Origin of the sequence: Streptomyces sp. NPDC002265 (assembly GCF_040296125.1) — a bacterium.
In the GTDB taxonomy this organism is placed as follows: Bacteria; Actinomycetota; Actinomycetes; order Streptomycetales; family Streptomycetaceae; genus Streptomyces.
Map to the genome: position 1 here is coordinate 17,011 of NZ_JBEOWS010000063.1, position 17,001 is coordinate 34,011.

General features: G+C 71.9%; 10 protein-coding genes. 8 read left to right on the top strand and 2 right to left on the bottom strand.

Going from position 1 to position 17,001, the window contains the following annotated elements; translation table 11 throughout:
* The first annotated feature begins 119 nt into the window (after positions 1-119).
* Positions 120-1,565, top strand: a complete 1,446-nt coding sequence (locus ABT085_RS14275) for an aldehyde dehydrogenase family protein (protein WP_351606225.1) — start codon at positions 120-122, stop codon at positions 1,563-1,565.
* Between the two features lie 84 nt (positions 1,566-1,649).
* Here ABT085_RS14275 and ABT085_RS14280 read toward each other — a convergent pair whose 3' ends face one another.
* A complete protein-coding gene (locus ABT085_RS14280; protein ID WP_351606227.1) occupies positions 1,650-4,505 on the bottom strand; it encodes a glycoside hydrolase family 3 C-terminal domain-containing protein in 2,856 nt (951 codons plus the stop codon).
* Between the two features lie 369 nt (positions 4,506-4,874).
* Between ABT085_RS14280 and ABT085_RS14285 the strand changes: the two genes are divergently transcribed.
* Genes ABT085_RS14285 through ABT085_RS14310 form a run of 6 tightly spaced genes read left to right on the top strand, consistent with a single transcriptional unit; the run spans position 4,875 to position 13,591 of the window.
* A complete protein-coding gene (locus tag ABT085_RS14285; RefSeq protein ID WP_351606229.1) occupies positions 4,875-6,569 on the top strand; it encodes an extracellular solute-binding protein in 1,695 nt (564 codons plus the stop codon).
* Between the two features lie 25 nt (positions 6,570-6,594).
* A complete protein-coding gene (locus ABT085_RS14290) occupies positions 6,595-7,629 on the top strand; it encodes an ABC transporter permease (protein ID WP_351606231.1) in 1,035 nt (344 codons plus the stop codon).
* The gene (locus ABT085_RS14295; RefSeq protein ID WP_351606233.1) at positions 7,626-8,657 is read left to right on the top strand and encodes a carbohydrate ABC transporter permease; all 1,032 of its coding nucleotides are present in this window, start codon (positions 7,626-7,628) and stop codon (positions 8,655-8,657) included. The genes ABT085_RS14290 and ABT085_RS14295 overlap by 4 nt, the downstream gene beginning before the upstream one ends.
* Complete coding sequence (locus ABT085_RS14300) at positions 8,657-10,624, top strand: beta-galactosidase (protein WP_351606235.1); 1,968 nt, start codon at positions 8,657-8,659, stop codon at positions 10,622-10,624. Before ABT085_RS14295 ends, ABT085_RS14300 begins: the two co-directional genes overlap by 1 nt.
* The gene (locus tag ABT085_RS14305) at positions 10,621-12,840 is read left to right on the top strand and encodes a glycosyl hydrolase family 95 catalytic domain-containing protein (protein WP_351606237.1); all 2,220 of its coding nucleotides are present in this window, start codon (positions 10,621-10,623) and stop codon (positions 12,838-12,840) included. The genes ABT085_RS14300 and ABT085_RS14305 overlap by 4 nt, the downstream gene beginning before the upstream one ends.
* 37 nt (positions 12,841-12,877) lie before the next feature.
* Entirely contained in the window at positions 12,878-13,591 is a 714-nt protein-coding gene (locus tag ABT085_RS14310) for a glycoside hydrolase family 12 protein (RefSeq protein WP_351606240.1), read from the top strand.
* A gap of 61 nt (positions 13,592-13,652) precedes the next feature.
* On the opposite strand, the gene ABT085_RS14315 is transcribed toward ABT085_RS14310, so the two are convergent.
* Entirely contained in the window at positions 13,653-14,666 is a 1,014-nt protein-coding gene (locus tag ABT085_RS14315) for a LacI family DNA-binding transcriptional regulator (protein ID WP_351606242.1), read from the bottom strand.
* A 382-nt stretch (positions 14,667-15,048) separates the two neighbouring features.
* On the opposite strand from ABT085_RS14315, the gene ABT085_RS14320 reads away from it, so the two are divergent.
* The gene (locus ABT085_RS14320; RefSeq protein ID WP_351606244.1) at positions 15,049-16,980 is read left to right on the top strand and encodes an acyl-CoA dehydrogenase family protein; all 1,932 of its coding nucleotides are present in this window, start codon (positions 15,049-15,051) and stop codon (positions 16,978-16,980) included.
* The last annotated feature ends 21 nt before the right edge of the window (positions 16,981-17,001 follow it).

Sequence of the window (17,001 nt, forward strand, 5' to 3'; positions counted from 1 at the left end):
CCATCACTCCTGCACGGACAAACGCCCGCTCGCCCGTGCGGGCCTACCGTGGTGGAGGAAAGCCAAGAAAACCTCCAAGCGGAAGGGCCGGGAACTCGCACATGCCCCAGGAAAATGTTGTGGGGGCCAGCCACGCCTTCTGGCTCGCCGGCCGCCAGGTCACCGGCGAGGACAGCTTCGACGTCACCTCCCCGTGGGACGGCCGGCTCGTCGCCAAGGTCAGCGTGCCGACGGACGCCCAGGTAGAGGAGGCGGTGGCCGCCGCGTACGCCGTACGGGACGAGTTCGCCGCCACCCCGGCCCATGTGCGCGCCGCCGCCCTCGACCACGTCAGCCGGCGTCTGGCCGAGCGGACCGAGGAGATCGCGCAGCTCATCTCCGCCGAGAACGGCAAGCCGATCAAGTGGGCCCGCGGCGAGGTCGGCCGCGCCGTCTCGGTGTTCCGGTTCGCCGCCGAGGAGGCCCGGCGCTTCAACGGCGGCGAGGCCCAGCGCCTCGACACCGACGCCGGCGGCCAGGGCCGTCTGGCCCTCACCCGGCGCTTCCCCAAGGGCGTCGTCCTCGGCATCGCGCCCTTCAACTTCCCGCTGAACCTGTGCGCCCACAAGGTCGCCCCGGCGATCGCGGCCGGCGCGCCCATCATCCTCAAGCCGGCGCCCGCCACCCCGCTCTCCGGCCTGATCATCGGCGACCTGCTCGCCGAGACCGAGCTGCCCGCGGGCTCCTGGTCGATCCTCCCGGTGGCCAACGACAAGATGCCCGCCCTGGTCCAGGACGAGCGCCTGCCCGTCATCTCCTTCACCGGTTCCGAGACGGTCGGCTACGCGATCATGGACTCGGTGCCGCGCAAGCACTGCACCCTGGAGCTGGGCGGCAACGGCGCGGCCGTCGTCCTCGGGGACTTCGCGAGCGACGCGGACCTCGACTGGGCCGCGACCCGGATCGCCACCTTCTCCAACTACCAGGGCGGTCAGTCCTGCATCTCCGTGCAGCGGGTCATCGTGGACTCCGCCGTCCACGACCGGCTGCTGCCGCGTATCGTCGCCGCCGTCGAGGCGCAGGTCACCGGTGACCCCTCCGACGCCACCACGGACGTCGGCCCGCTGGTCAGCGAGGCCGCCGCACAGCGCGTGGAGTCCTGGGTCGACGAGGCCGTCACCAAGGGCGCCGCTCTCCTCACCGGCGGCAAGCGCGAAGGCGCCTCGTACGCGCCGACCGTCCTGACCGGAGTGCCGGCGGACGCCACCCTCGCCTGCGAGGAGGTCTTCGGACCGGTCCTCACCGTGCAGAAGGTGGACGGCGAGGCCGAGGCCTTCGCCGCCGTCAACTCCTCCAAGTACGGCCTCCAGGCGGGCGTGTTCACCCACGACCTCCAGGCCGCCTTCCGCGCCCACCGTGCCCTGGAGGTCGGCGGCGTCGTCATCGGCGACGTGCCCTCCTACCGCGCCGACCAGATGCCGTACGGCGGCGCCAAGCAGTCCGGCGTGGGCCGCGAGGGTGTGAAGTTCGCGATGGACGACTACACCTACGAGCGGGTCCTGGTGCTCACGGGCCTCGCCCTCTGACACAGCACGCACCCACCCCGAAGGGGCCCGGCACCGATCGACTCGGTGCCGGGCCCCTTCTCTGCGCCGGCCTCCTCCGGACCCTCAGCCGGAGAAGCCGACGTGCGCGAGCCGCAGCGGGCCGCGCAGCCTGAGCCGCAGGTCGCGCACGCCCTCGGCGGCGAAGTCGGCGCCGAGCGTGCGGTAGTCGTACGGGCCGGAGCCGGGCGCGGGGAGGGCGAGCACGGCGCGCGGCGCGCCGCCGCCGAGCGACACCTCGACCGTGCCCGTGCCCGCCACGGTCACCGTCACCCGGTCGACGCCCGCGCCGAAGTCGCAGTCGCGGTAGACCAGTTCGCCGGTCCCGGCCGGTCCGGGCGTCACCGCGTCGCCGGACACCTTCGTACGGTCGACGATCACGATCCCGCTCTGCTCGTCGAAGTCGGCCGCGCCCAGGCCCCGTTCGCGCACCGGACGCGGTGCCGCGGGCTCGCCGTCGAGCGTCACGGTGGTGCGCAGCCGGACGTCCTCGCTGGAGGCGCCGACGAGCAGTTCGTACGGGCCCGGTTCCACGCGCCACCCGCCGTGCGCCACGTCCCAGAACCCGAAGGCCGAGAGGGGGACTTCGAAGACGGGCCGCGCGCTCGCGCCGGGCGCCAGGGTGATCCTGCCGTGCGCCGCCAGTTCCCGGCGCGGGCGGACCACCGACGGGTTCACCGCGCGCAGATAGAGCTGGGGGACCTCGTCGGCGGTGACGTCACCGGTGTTGGTGACCGTGCAGGAGACGCGGACCGTGCCGTCCGTGACGTCCGCCGACAGCTCCGCGTAGGCGAAGGACGCGTACGACAGCCCGTGGCCGAAGGGGAACAACGGGGTGCCCTCGAAGTACTGGTACGTCTGGCGGGAGCCGATCACGTCGTAGTCGAGGAGGCCGGGCAGGTCGGCGTCGTCGGCGTACCAGGTCTGCGGCAGCCTGCCCGCGGGGGAGACGTCGCCGGCCAGCACCCGGGCCAGGGCGGTGCCCGCGGCCTGCCCGCCGTGCGCGGTCCACAGCACGGCGGACAGCGCGTCCGGCGCGAACGCGTAGGGGTACGCCGAGACCAGCGCCAGCACCGTGCGCGGGTTGGCGGCGCGGGCGGCGCGCAGCAGCCGCTCCTGCTGGGCGGGCAGCCGCAGCGTCGTACGGTCCTCGGTCTCGCGGCCGTTGATGTGCGGGTCGTTGCCCGCCACCACCAGGACGGCGTCCGCCCGCGCGGCGACCCGCGCCACCGCGTCCTCGCCGCGCTCGGCCAGGACGATCTCGAACGTCTCCGGGTCCGTGCCGCTCCCGTCGGCGACCCGTACGCCGTCGGCGGCGACACACACGGGACGGCCGGTGCCGAGGTGCCTGAGGAGGTGACCGTCGCCGTGGGGTTCGAGACGGAAGGTCTCCTGGACCACCCAGCCGCCGGGCCGGTCGGCGGAGGCGCGGACCCGGCCGTCGTCGGCGACCGACAGATAGCGGCCGTCGGGGGCGCGCAGGGTCAGGACGCCCTCGCCCCAGTCGGCCAGCGCGAGTTCCGTACCGAGGACGTCGGTGGTGAGCGGGGGCAGATCGGTGCGGCCCGCGAGCAGGGCCGGGTCCAGCGCGCCCTCGGCGCCGCGCACCGCGCCGGCGTCCTCGGTGGCGTCGTCGGGGGCGGGGACGTGCAGGAACGTCCCCGCGGAGGTCCGCAGCCGCACCCGGTCCACGCCCTCCGCGAACTCGACGCGCTCGGCACCGAACCGCTCGTACAGGGCCTCCAGGGGAGTGGAGCGGTGCAGGAGCGAGCCGCTGTACCAGTCGAGTTTGCACTCGTCGGCGAGCAGGCCGACCACCGCGAGGCGGGTGTCGGGGGCGAGGGGCAGCAGGCCGTCGTTGCCGAGCAGCACGATCGCCTGCTCGGCGCTCTCCCGGGCCAGCGCGCGATGCGCCGGGGTGTCGAAGTCGGCGCTGCCCGTGTGCGGGTCGTGGTCCGGGTCGAACTCGCCCAGGCGGAACCGGACGGAGAGCTGGCGGCGCACCGCGATGTCCACGTCCGCCTCGGTCAACAGGCCCTGTTCCAGGGCGCCATGGACGCGCGCGACGATCGTCCGGCCGTCGGTGCCGTGGTCGGTGAAGCTGTCGACACCGGCCAGCAGGGCGGCGGCCGTCGCCTCCTCGTGGCTGTCGAAGTAGTGCTCGGAGTCGACCAGGTTGGAGGGGGCGCCCGCGTCCGAGCAGACCAGGAGGTCGGCGTCGGTCCAGGCGCGCAGCTGCTCGCGCAGCAGCGGCGAGACATGGTTCGGGCGGCCGTTGACCAGGTTGTAGGCGGGCATCACCCCGGCCGCCGTGCCCGCCTCGACCGTCTCGCGGAAGGCCCGCAGGTCGTACTCGTGCAGCACCCGCGGGCGTACGGAGCTCGACGCGGTGTCCCGGGCGGTCTCGTTGTTGTGGGCGAGCCAGTGCTTCAGGACGGGCGCGGTGCGCCAGTAGACCGGGTGATCGCCGCGCAGCCCCCGGGTGTACGCGACCGCGATGGCCGAGGTCAGCCGCGGGTCCTCCGAGTAGCCCTCCTCGTTACGGCCCCACAGCGGGTGGCGCAGCAGGTTCACGGTCGGCGACCAGACGTTCAGGCCTACCCGGTCGTCGCGCGAGCGCATCGCGCGGGCCTCCTTGGACACCGCCTCGCCGACCCGTCGTACGAGCTCCGGGTTCCAGGTCGCGCCCAGGCCCACGGCCTGCGGGAACACGGTCGCCGGACCCATCCACGCCACGCCGTGCAGGGCCTCCTGCCCGGTGCGGAAGACGGCGATGCCCAGCCGCGGGACGGCCGGTGCGAACTGGTGCAGGAAGGAGACCTTCTCGTCGAGGGTGAGCCGCCCCAGCAGATCGTCGATGCGCTTCGCGAACGGCAGCCGCTGGTCGCGAAACGGCGGTGCGGACGGTGAGGGTGCGGTCACGTGGGGATCTCCTTGCGAGGCAGCGGCATCACGCCTTCGAAGCGCTTCGATGCTCATTCGACACGGGGGCGGGTGTCAAGGTGCTCGGCGTCAACAAGTCCGGCGCGTGGCCGACTTGGCAAGCAGCGGATGAGCGGTCGAGACGTCCGGATACCTCGGAGGAATCTTGGAAGCGGCCCTTGTGCACCCCCTGCCCTTCACCTAACCTCGCAGCAACATCGAAGCGCTTCGACTGCGAGGTCGCCCTCGGGAGGGGCACTTTCCTCGGCATTGGTCGGAGGATCCGCTTCGGCTCAGCCAGTTCCACTCGAGACACCGCAGCCGACGGCCACCGCCGGGTGTCCTGGTGCGCCACGAAGGGTTGACGCAATGACGCCGAACGCCGCTTCCGCCTCCTCCGCCCCGAGCCGGAGAAGCTTCCTCGCCTCGACGGCGGTCGCCACCGCCGTGGTGGCGGGAGGGATGCCCCTGCTGGCCGCCTGCGGCGGCTCCGACAGCGGCTCGCGCGACGGCACCACGTCGGGCAAGGACGCCAAGAAACTGCTGCCGGCCTTCGTCGCGGGCAGCGTCGTGACCCCCGACATCGCGGCCCGCAACGGCTCCGCGGTCGGCTTCACCGGCAAGCTCGACCTCGCCACGCTGAAGACCTCGGTCCCGAAGAAGCTCGGCAAGGGCGGCAAGGTCTCCATCATGTCCCCGTTCTGGGGCTCGCCGCCGAAGGCCGACAACGCCTACTACACGGCGATGAACGACCTCATCGGCGTCGACGTCGTCTGGCAGAACCAGGACGGCAACACCTACGACCAGAAGCTCGGCGCGGTCCTCGCCTCCAGCGACGTACCGGACGTGGTGGTCGTCCCCGGCTGGAACATGACCGGCAAGATCCCCAGCGCCGTCATCGCCAAGTTCGCCGACCTCGGGCCCTACCTCTCCGGCGACGCCGTCAAGCAGTACCCGAACCTCGCCGCGATCCCGACGGACGCCTGGCAGCGCTCCCTGTTCGGCGGCAAGCTGCGCGGCCTGCCGATGCCGTCCTCGTACGTCACCAGCATCGTGCCCTTCTACCGCAAGGACGTCTTCGACAAGGAGGGGTACCAGGTCCCCACCTCCGCCGACGAGTTCCACGCCCTGGCCAAGGAGATCACCGACGCCAAGGCCAAGCGCTGGGCCTGCCTGGACATGAAGTGGACCGCCTTCAACATGTTCGGCGTGCTGTCCGGCGACGAGAAGTCGCTCGGCTGGAACCTCGTCGACGGCAAGCTCGTCAACCGCATCGAGACCCAGGAGTACCTCGAGGCGCTGGAGTGGACGCGCAAGCTGTTCGCCGAGGAACTCGTCCACCCCGACGCCAAACTGGGCAAGAGCCAGGCCACCGACCCGGCGCCCAAGTTCGTGGCCGGCGAGTTCCTCATCTACAACCAGGACATCTCCCAGTGGTACGGCCAGGCCGCCGCCCAGGCCACCCAGAACCCGGACTTCCGGATCTGGGGCATGGACATCCCCGGTCACGCCGGCGGCAAACCCACCCTGTGGGCCAAGAACCCGGCCGGCATCTTCGCCTTCGTCAACAAGAAGGCCTCCGAGTCGGTGATCCGGGACGTGCTGGCCGTCGCCAACGTCACCGCGGCGCCGTACGGCACCAAGGAGTACATGCTCACCAACTACGGCGTCGAAGGCACCCACTACACCGTCAAGGACGGCCTGCCGGTCAAGACCGACCAGGGCAACATCGACGTCCTCAACGCCTTCGTCATGGTCGCCAGCCCCGCCGCGACCATCGCCCACCCCGATCTGCCCGAGGTCGCCAGGGGCCAGGTCGAGTGGCAGCAGCGGATGGGCGCCTGCACCCGGAAGTCCGCCTTCTACGGCATGCAGATCACCGAACCCGCCCGCTGGACCAACCTCATGAACGACTTCGAGCAGCTGGAGGACGACATCGTCCGCGGCCGCAAGAAGATCGGCGACATGCAGCAGGCCGTGTCCGACTGGAAGAGCAAGGGCGGCGACCAGCTGCGCGACTGGTACCGCAAGCTGCTCGACGACAACGGCTCGGCGGCGAACTGACCGGCGGCGAGACGAGGAGAACGGCGTGTCCCACAGCACGGTGCCTCGGAGCGGGACCGAGGCCGACACGACGGGTACGACCCCGGTGGCGTCCGGCGGTGGCACCAGGGCGCGGCGGGCGCGGCCCCCGGGCGAGCCGGGCCTGCGGCACCGGCTGCGACGCGACCGCGTGCTGCTCCTGATGACCCTGCCGGCCGTCGTGCTGGTCCTGCTCTTCAACTACATACCGATCCTCGGCAATGTCGTCGCCTTCCAGGAGTACGACCCCTACGTCAGCGACAACGGGATCGTCTCCATCCTGCACAGCCCCTGGGTCGGTCTGGAGAACTTCCAGCGGATCTTCGAGGACTCGGCCTTCTGGGGCGCGGTCCGCAACACGCTGGTGCTGTTCGTCCTCCAGCTCGTGCTGTACTTCCCGGTGCCGATCGCGCTCGCGCTGCTCATCAACAGCGTGGTCAGGCCCAGGATCCGGGCGATCTCGCAGGCGGTCCTCTACCTGCCGCACTTCTTCTCCTGGGTCCTGGTCATCGCCGTCTTCCAGCAGCTCTTCGGCGGCGCCGGGCTCCTCTCCCAGCTGCTCCGGCAGCACGGGTACGACGGTCTCGACATCATGACCGACCCGGCGACCTTCAAGTTCCTCGTTACCGCGCAGAGCGTGTGGAAGGACGCGGGCTGGGGGATCATCGTCTTCCTCGCCGCCCTGGCCTCGGTCAGCCCCGACCTGTACGAGGCCGCCGCGATGGACGGCGCGAACCGGTGGCGGCGGATGTGGCACGTCACCCTGCCGGCCCTGCGCCCGGTGATCGCGCTGCTCCTTGTGCTGCGCGTCGGTGACGCCCTGACCGTCGGCTTCGAGCAGATCCTGCTGCAACGCGACGCGGTCGGACCGGGCGCCGCGGAGGTCCTCGACACCTTCGTGTGGTGGAACGGCGTACGCAACCAGGACTTCGGCTACGCGGCCGCCGCCGGTCTCGTCAAGGGCGTGGTCAGCCTCGGGCTGGTCCTCGCCGCGAACAAGGTGGCCCATCTCATGGGCGAGCAGGGGGTGTACCGGAAATGACCGCCACGACCGGCAGACCGGCGAGCGCGGCCGTACCCGCGTCGGGCGACGGCCCGGGACGCGGCTCCGGGCGCGGTTCGGGGCGCGGTTCGGGACTCGGCTCCGGGCGCGGCCCGGCGCACCGACCGGGCCGGTGGGTCGCCCCGCCACGCCCGGTCTGGGAGGAGGCCCCCAGCCCGGCGGGCCTCGCCGGCAAGGGCCTGGTCCTGGCGCTGGCCTGCCTGGGGATCCTCTTCCCGCTCTGGATCGTCCTGGTCACCAGCCTCTCCTCGCGCAGGACCATCGACCAGGCCGGCGGTCTGGTGATGGTGCCCAAGGGCATCACCTTCGTCGCCTACCGGGAACTGCTCGGCGGCGGCCAGGTCACCCGCGCCGCCGTCATCAGCATCCTGATCACCGTGGTCGGCACGCTCTTCTCGATGGCGGTGTCCGTGCTGTGCGCCTACGGCCTCTCCCGCACCGGCTCGCTCGGCCACCGCTGGATCCTGATGACGCTGCTGGCGACCATGTTCTTCAGCGCCGGTCTCATCCCGACCTATCTGCTGGTGCAGTCCCTGGGCCTGACCGACACCTATCTCGCGCTGATCCTGCCGAGCGCGATCAGCGTCTTCAACATCCTGGTGCTGCGCGGCTTCTTCATGGGCATCTCACCCGAACTCATCGACAGCGCGCGCATCGACGGCGCGGGCGACCTGCGCATCCTCTGGCAGATCGTGATGCCGCTCTCGCGCGCGGTCCTCGCGGTGATCACGCTCTTCTACGCCGTGGGCTACTGGAGCGCCTGGTTCAACGCCTCCCTCTACCTCAACGACCAGGACATGATGCCGTTGCAGAACGTCATGATCCAGCTGGTGCAGAAGCAGGAGGCCCCGGTCGGCCTCGGACAGGCCATCAAGACCGGTGAACTGTCGGGACTGGCCGTGCAGATGGCCGTCATGGTGCTGGCGCTGCTGCCGGTCGCCGTGCTGTCGCCCTTCGTCCAGAAGCACTTCAGGAAGGGCATGCTGACGGGCGCGGTGAAGGGCTGATGCCACGCCTCGACGACGTCACCCGCGGCCGCATCCTCTTCGGCGGCGACTACAACCCCGAGCAGTGGCCCGAGAAGACCTGGGCCGAGGACGTCCGGCTGATGCGGGACGCCCGTGTCAACTCCGTCACCGTCGGCGTCTTCTCCTGGGCGAGACTCGAACCCGAGCCGGGAGCACGGGAGTTCGGCTGGCTGGACCGGCTGATGGCCCTGCTGCACGAGGGCGGCATCGGGGTCGTCCTCGCCACCCCCACCTCCTCGCCCCCGCCCTGGCTGGGCCGGCTGCACCCCGAGACCCTGCCCCGCGACGCCGACGGCCGGACCGAGTGGTGGGGCGGCCGCCAGCACTTCTCCCACTCCAGCGCCACCTACCGCCACTACGCCGCGGCCATCACGGAGGACCTGGCCGCCCGCTACGCCGGCCACCCCGCCCTCACCCTGTGGCACATCAACAACGAGTACTGCACCACCGACCACGGCGACGAGGCAGCCGCCGCCTTCCGCCGCTGGCTGCGCACCCGGTACGGCAGCCTCGACGCCCTCAACACCGCCTGGGGCACCGCCTTCTGGAGCCAGGGCTACGACACCTGGGACGGCATCCTGCCCCCGCGCCGCGCCCACTACCTGCACAACCCCGCCCAGGTGCTCGACTTCCGCCGCTTCACCTCCGACATGCTCCTGGAGTGCTACACGGCCGAACGCGACATCGTCGCCCGGCACACCCCGCACATCCCCGTCACGACCAACTTCATGCCGCTGTGGATCGGCCAGGACGGCTGGCGCTGGGCCGGGCAGGAGGACGTCGTCTCCGTCGACCTCTATCCCGACCCCGGCGACCCCCTCGGCGCCCAGCACGGCGCCCTGGTCCAGGACCTGACCCGGTCCCAGGCGAACGGCCCCTGGATGCTGATGGAACAGGCGGCGGGCGCGGTCAACTGGCGCCGGGTGAACCGTCCCAAGCCGCGCGGACTCGACCGGCTGTGGTCGCTCCAGGCCGTGGCCCGCGGCGCGGACGCCGTCTGCTACTTCCAGTGGCGCCAGTCCCGGCAGGGCGCGGAGAAGTTCCACTCCGCGATGCTCGGCCACGCCGGCGAGGAAGGCAGGTCCCACCAGGAGATCAGACGGCTCGGCGCCGAACTCGCCCTGATCGGCGGCGAGGTGGCGGGCCGCCACAGCCGCGCCGAGGTGGTGGTCCTGCACGACTGGAACGCCTGGTGGGCGGGCGTCCAGGACGGCCGCCCCTCCGCCGAGGTCGACCCCGCCGCCGTCCTCGGTGCCTGGCACCGGGCCCTGTGGGAGGCGAACGTCGCCACCGACTTCGCCCACCCCGAGCACGACCTGACCGGCTACGCCCTGGTCGTCGTACCCCAGCTCTACCTCCTCACGGACGCGGCGGTCGACAACCTCCTCGCCTACGTCGACGGCGGCGGCACCCTCGTCGCCGGGTTCCTCACCGGTATCGCGGACGAGGACGACCGGGTGCGCCCCGGCGGCATGGACGCCCGGCTGCGCACCCTGTTCGGCATCCGCGTCCTGCACGAGTGGTGGCCGCTGGACGCGGGGGAGACCGTCGCGTGCGACGGCTTCCTGGGCACGCTGTGGTCGGAGGAGATCGAGGCGGCCGACGACGTCGGCGAGACGGTCCCCTACCAGGGCGGCGAACTCGACGGACTGCCCGCCGTCCTGCGCCGCGGCCGCGCCTGGTACGTCTCGACGCTGCCCGAGCCGGACGCGCTGCGAGGTCTGCTCAGTGTCGTCGCCGACGACGCCGGGGTCCGGCCGGTGCTGGCCGGTCTGCCCGCCGGGGTCGAGGCCGTACGCCGCGGCGAGCTGCTGTTCCTGCTCCACCACGGCCGCGACCCGGTCACCGTCGAGGTCCCGGGCACCCACCGGGACCTGCTGACCGGGGACACGGTCACCGGCCGGCTCACCCTCGGCCGCTACGGAGCGGCGGTGCTCAAGCCATGACGTCCGGTCCCGTCCACGGCACCTGGGAGCCCGCTCCGGCCGCCCGCTGGGAGGACGCCTTCCTGAGCGGCAACGGCCACCACGGCGCACTCGTGTTCGGAGACCCGGACGTCGACCGGGTAGTCGTCACCCATCACGCCCTGGTCCGCCCCAACGGCGGCGAACACGCCAGGCCCCCCGAACTGGCCGCCGAACTGCCCGCGCTCCAGGACCGGTTGCTGGCCGGCGACCTGACCGCCGCCGAGAGCTTCACGGACGGACGGCCCCTGCAATGGGTCCAGCCGTTCCACCCCGCCTTCCGCACCGAACTGCGCGGCTCCGGCGGCCCCCGCCCCCGGGCCCGCGGCCGCGCCACGCCGGCCCCGTACCGCCGTACCGTCGACTTCGCCACCGGCGAGACGACCGCCCACAGCGACGGCCGGACCAGCCGTGTCTTCGTCTCCCGCGCGGACGACGTGATCGTCCAGCACGTCACCGCCCCGGACCTCACCCAGGACATCTCCCTCGACCACCGGCTGCCCGGCGCGCCCGCGGGCCTGGCCGTCGGCCACGGTGCCGTCCGCACCCCCGAGGGCGCCCTGCTCACCCTGCGCGTCCGCTACCCCGGCAGCGACCGCGCCTACACCGGGGTGACCCTGGTGGCCGTCGAGGGCGGCCGCACCACCCTCACCCCGCCGGGCGTGCGGATCGAGGGCGCCGCCTCGGTGCTGCTGCTGACCCGGGTACGGCGGCACACCGGCGAGCCGGACGTCGCGGAGGAGGCCCGCGCCCTGCGCGCCCTGCTCAGCGCACAGCCCTACCCGGACCTTCTGGCCCGTCACCTCGCCCACCACCGCACCGCCTACCGCCGGGTCACCCTCGACCTGCGCGCCGACCCGGCCGACCGCGCCCTGCCGGGCTCCGCGCTGCTGCGGCAGCCCGGAAACCCGGCACTCCTGGAACGGCTCTTCGCGGCCGGCCGCTACCACCTGCTGTCCGCGTCCGGTCTGCTGCCGCCCCGCCTCACCGGCCTGTGGACCGGCGACTGGGACACCGCCTGGTCCGGAGCCCTCACCACCGACGCCAACCTCAACCTCCAGACCGCCTCCGCCGTCCCCGCCGACCTGCCCGAGGTCACCGAGGCGCAGGCCTCCCTGGTCCAGCGGCAACTGCCGGACTGGCGCGACAACGCCCGCGCGGTCTTCGGCGCCCGGGGCGTGGTGGCGCCCGCGCACACCGACGGCGAGTCCGGGCTCTCGTACCACTTCAGCCGCGAGTACCCCCTGCACCTGTGGACCGCCGGGGCGGACTGGCTGCTCAAGCCGCTCGTCGACCACGACGACAGCCACGGCACCCGCGACCCGCGCACCGCCGCCGCGCTCGCCGAGACCGCCCTGTTCTACGAGGACTTCCTCACCCGCACCGACGACGACGGCCGGCTCGTGGTCGTGCCGTCCTACTCGCCGGAGAACCGGCCCGCGGGCGGGAGCTGGGGCGCCCTCGACGCGGCCATGGACCTCTCCGCGGCCCGGCACGCCCTGCTGACCGCGGCCGACTACCACCCCGAGCGCGCCGACCGGCTGCGCGCCCTCGCCGGCCGGCTGCCCGCGCACCGGGTCAACGCCGACGGCGCGCTCGCCGAATGGGCCCGCCCGGGACTCGACGACACCTACGACCACCGCCACCTCAGCCATCTGTACGGCGTCTGGCCGCTCGACGAGATCAACCCCTACGACACCCCGGACCTGGCCGCGGCCGCCCACCGCGCCCTCGCCCTGCGCGGTGCGGAGAACGACTCGGCGCACGGCCGTCTGCACCACGCGCTGATCGCCGCCCGGCTGCGGGACGCCGACCGGGTCGCGCACGCGCTCGCCGACGTGCTCGGCGGCGACTACTTCCACGACTCCCTGATGGGCGCCCACTACCCCGCCCGCAGCGTCTACAACGCCGACGCCGCGCACACCCTGCCCGCGGTGCTGATCGAGATGCTCGTGCAGTCCACCCCCGACCGGCTGGTGCTGCTGCCCGCGCTCCCGGCCGACCGTCCGGCGGGCGAACTGCGCGGTGTGCGTACCCGGTTCGGCGCCGGGCTCGACCTGACCTGGAGCCCCGAGGGCGTCACGGCCGTGCTGCGGCCGGCCCGCACCCGCCGCATCGAACTCAGGACTTCCGGCGGCGCGCGGCCGCTCGACCTCGTCGCCGGAGAAGAGCACGTCCTCACCCTGAGGACGTGGTGACCCCACGCACCTCCCCCCCACCCATGGAAGGGACACCATGGCAACACGAACGTCCGTCCGGGCCGTCATGGCACTGCTCGCCCCCACCCTCGCGCTCGGCGCCACCGTCGGCCTCGCCGCGGCGCCCGCCTCCGCCGCCGTCTGGTCCTCCTGCGACCAGTGGGGCAGCACCACCCTGAACGGCTACACGCTCTACAACGACATCTGGGGCTCCGGCGCCGGCAGCCAGTGCATCTGGGCCAACTCCGGCACCAACTGGGGCGTCTGGGCCAACCACCCCAACACCGGCGGCATCAAGGCCTACCCCAACTCCAAGAAGGTGATCAACAAGTCGATCACCTCGCTCACCTCGCTGACCAGCAGCTACAACGTCACCGTCCCGTCTTCCGGCGCGTACAACACGTCGTACGACATCTGGGACACCGACTACGACTACGAGATCATGCTCTGGGTCAACAAGACCGGTGCCGTCGGACCGCTCGGCACCTCGCAGGGCAACCTGACGCTCGGCGGCCACACCTGGACCGTCTACAAGGGCAACAACGGTGCCAACGACGTCTTCTCGTTCGTCCGCACCTCGAACTCGTCCTCGGGAACCGTCAACATCCTGCCGATCCTCAAATGGATCAAGGACACCAAGGGCTGGTTCGGCAACGAGACCATCGGTGACGTGCAGTTCGGCTTCGAGATCACCTCGTCCTCCGGCGGCCTGGACTTCGCCGCCAACAGCCTGACCGTCAGCGGCGGCTGACCGCGGTGCCGGGCCGGCGCCCGCGCGCCGGTCCGGTGACGGGGGCCGGGAGCCGCCGGTCTCAGGATGCGGCCGGCGCCGGTCCCGAGCTCGCCCTGACCGTCAGCTCGGGCGCGAGCAGGACCACTTCGCCGGCCGCCCGGCCTTCGAGCGTCGCGATCAGACGCTCCACGGCGTGCCGGCCCATGTCCGGAGCGGGGATGCCCACGGACGTCAGCCGCACCGAGGCCTGGACGGCGACCTGGTCCGGGCAGATCGCGACCACCGAGACGTCCTCGGGCACGGCGCGGCCCTGCTGGCGCAGCAGGGCGAGCAGCGGTTCGACGGCCGACTCGTTCTGCACGACGAACCCCGTGGTGCCCGGTCGCTCGTCGAGGATCCGGGCCAGGGTCACGGCCATCGCGTCGTACCCGCCCTCGCACGGCCGGTGCAGCACCCGCAGGCCCAGTTCCCGGGCCCGCGCGCGCAGTCCGTCGAGCGTGCGCTCGGCGAACCCGGTGTGCCGCTCGTACACCGCAGGAGCCTCGCCGATGACGGCGATGTCATGGTGTCCCAGCTTCGCCAGATGCTCCACGCACAGGGCGCCGGTCGCGCTCCAGTCCAGGTCGACGCAGGTCAGCCCGGTGGTGTCGGCGGGCAGGCCGATCAGGACGGAGGGCTGGCCGGAGCCGCGCAGCAGCGGCAGCCGCTCGTCGTCGAGCTGGACGTCCATGAGGATCATCGCGTCGGCGAGCCCGCTGCCGGTGACGCGGCGGACGGCGTCGGGTCCCTCCTCGCCGGTCAGGAGCAGGACGTCGTACCCGTGCGTGCGGGCCGTGGTGGCCACCGCGATGGCGATCTCCATCATCACCGGCACGTACATGTCCGTGCGCAGCGGGACCATCAGCGCGATGATGTTCGACCTGCTGCTGGCCAGGGCGCGGGCGCCGGCGTTGGGGTGGTAGCCGAGCTCCCGGATGCTCTGCTCGACCCGCAGCCGGGTGGTCGCGGAGATGGACCGCTTGCCGCTGAGGACATAGCTCACCGTGCTCGCCGAGACTCCGGCGTGCTGGGCGACCTCGGCGAGGGTGACCATCCAGCTCTCCAAGCTTTTGAAGCGCTTCGACAGTGCGCATGACGAGTAAGGGCGGGTGGGGGGTGGTTCGACAGTAGCTTCAGCGGGGATGGGTGTCCATAGGTTGTCGAAGCGCTTCGACTGCTTTTCCCGTGACGCCGGTCTCCCTCGACGACCTGTCCGGCGACGGCCGCCCCCGCGGACCGCGCCGCCCCCCGGAGCACGAAGGTTCTCACGGTCACGGGGGTCACCCGCACGGGGGAGCGGCGCAGGGCGGGCCCGACATCCACTGAACGGCGCACGAGGGCTGGTGGGCACGTCCGGATTCGGGTACCAACGATCCAGTAGCACCGGTCGGTAACGAACGTCCCCCAAGATCCCTATTCGCGGCGAGGTGAGCCTCATGACCGCACCAACCAGCAAACCCACCGTCACTGAGCGTGAGGCACGTCAGGTGGCGGAGGCCGCCCGGGAACAGGACTGGCGCAAGCCCAGCTTCGCCAAGGAACTGTTCCTGGGCCGCTTCCGGCTCGACCTCATCCATCCCCACCCCCTGCCCGCCGACGAGGACGCGCAACGCGGCGAGGAGTTCCTGGCCAAGCTGCGCGACTTCTGCGAGACCCGGATCGACTCGGCGCGCATCGAGCGCGACGCGCGGATCCCGGACGAGGTGATCGACGGGCTCAAGGAGCTCGGCGCCCTCGGCATGAAGATCGACACCAAATACGGCGGCCTCGGCCTCACCCAGGTCTACTACAACAAGGCCCTCGCCCTGGTCGGCTCGGCGAACCCGGCGATCGGCGCGCTGCTCTCCGCCCACCAGTCGATCGGCGTGCCGCAGCCGCTGAAGCTCTTCGGCACCCAGGAGCAGAAGGACACCTTCCTGCCCCGGTGTGCCCGTACCGACATCTCCGCCTTCCTGCTGACCGAACCCGACGTCGGCTCCGACCCGGCCCGGCTGGCCACCACCGCCGTCCCGGACGGGGACGACTACATCCTCGACGGCGTGAAGCTCTGGACGACCAACGGCGTGGTCGCCGACCTCCTCGTGGTGATGGCCCGGGTACCGAAGTCCGAGGGGCACAAGGGCGGCATCACCGCCTTCGTCGTGGAGGCCGCCTCCGAGGGCGTCACCGTCGAGAACCGCAACGCCTTCATGGGCCTGCGCGGACTGGAGAACGGGGTCACCCGGCTGCACCGGGTGCGCGTCCCGGCCGCCCACCGCATCGGCCCCGAGGGTGCCGGCCTCAAGATCGCACTGACCACCCTGAACACCGGACGGCTCTCCCTGCCCGCCATGTGCGTGGGCGCGGGCAAGTGGTGCCTGAAGATCGCCCGCGAGTGGTCGGGCGTACGCGAGCAGTGGGGCAAGCCGGTCGCGCACCACGAGGCCGTCGGCTCCAAGATCAGCTTCATCGCCGCCACCACCTTCGCCCTGGAGGCCGTCGTCGACCTCTCCTCCCAGATGGCGGACGAGGACCGCAACGACATCCGGATCGAGGCCGCCCTCGCCAAGCTGTACGGCTCCGAGATGTCCTGGCTCATGGCCGACGAACTGGTCCAGATCCGCGGCGGCCGCGGCTTCGAGACCGCCGCCTCGCTGGCCGCCCGCGGCGAGCGCCCCGTACCCGCCGAGCAGATGCTGCGCGACCTGCGCATCAACCGGATCTTCGAGGGCTCGACGGAGATCATGCACCTGCTGATCGCACGCGAGGCGGTCGACGCGCACCTGTCGGTCGCGGGCGACCTGATCGATCCGGAGAAGTCCCTGTCGGACAAGGCGAGGGCCGGGGCGAACGCGGGCGTCTTCTACGCCAAGTGGCTTCCGAAGCTGGTCGCGGGACCCGGCCAGCTCCCGGTCTCGTACAACCAGTTCAAGCGCGAGGTCGACCTCTCCGGCCATCTGCGCTACGTCGAACGGCACGCCCGCAAGCTCGCCCGCTCCACGTTCTACGCCATGTCCCGCTGGCAGGGCCGGATGGAGACCAAGCAGGGTTTCCTGGGCCGGGTCGTCGACATCGGCGCGGAGCTGTTCGCGATGAGCGCCGCCTGTGTCCGCGCCGAACTGCTGCGCAGCCAGGGCGACCACGGCCGCGAGGCCTACCAGCTCGCCGACGCCTTCTGCCGCCAGTCCCGCATCCGGGTCGGGGAACTCTTCGACCGGCTGTGGACCAACACCGACGACATCGACCGCAAGGTCGTCAAGGGCGTCCTCGCGGGTACGTACGAATGGCTGGAACAGGGCATCGTCGACCCCTCGGGGGACGGCCCCTGGATCGCGGACGCCACACCCGGACCGAGCGAACGGGAGAACGTCCACCGTCCGATCCGCTGACGGGGCCCGCCGCACCCGGCC